We start from the raw sequence: 749 nt of genomic DNA on the forward strand, positions 1-749 counted from the left end.
GGTGTGGCCCGGGTGCGGAAGGTGCTACGCGAAAGTCTGGTGGTCTGTGGCGGCAGCGGTCAGGCGGCGTCGTCGAGTCGCATGGTGCGTCGGTTGTAGGCGGGTAGTGGTCGGCGTTGCGGGTCAATACTGGCGGGTGGGACAAGCCAGGGATGGCGGTCGAAACCCATCACGATGTCCCAGCCGTGGTGGTGGACCTGCGTATGGCAGCGCTGACACAGCAAACAGCCGTTGTCGAGGTCGGTGGGTCCGCCGTCGGCCCACGACTTGATGTGGTGGACCTGGGTATGTGACGGTGGTGCACCACATTTGATGCAGCAGGCGTCGCGGACGATGATTGCCTTGCGGAGGTGTGCCGGATACAACCGACGGGTGTGACCCATCTGCAGCGGTACGCCCTCACCATCGAGGATGATCTCGGTCAGGGATCCGTCGCAGGAGACCTGTTTCGCGGTGGCATGGCTGACCGATCCGGTCCACGGCAGCGTCGCCAGGTCTCCGGTCGCGGGGATCGTCAGCATCAGTTGCGTGCGTGGGCTTCCGACGGTGTCGAGGGTGGCGCCGATCGCTGCTTGATCGAGGATCAGTTCGAAGGCGTCGGCGCGGCGTTGCTCGGCGGTGCGCCGGTCCTCGGTGCCGTCGGGTTCGGGCCGTGGACGCGATCGTTCGTCGATCATGGCCTGGAACTTCTCGCCGACGATCTGGGTGAGGTCGGCCCGGATTTCGACGCGGCCGTCGTCGGTGGTGTG

At 65.8% G+C, this 749-nt stretch carries 1 protein-coding gene; it reads right to left on the reverse strand.

All coding sequences use genetic code 11. The features are described from left to right. Nucleotides 1-59: 59 nt before the first annotated feature. The coding region (locus KB201_RS24655) for an HNH endonuclease signature motif containing protein (RefSeq protein ID WP_211540903.1) at nt 60-749 on the reverse strand (690 nt) is incomplete at its 5' end.

The organism is Gordonia sp. SCSIO 19800 (assembly GCF_018132775.1).
Classification (GTDB): Bacteria; Actinomycetota; Actinomycetes; order Mycobacteriales; family Mycobacteriaceae; genus Gordonia; species Gordonia hongkongensis.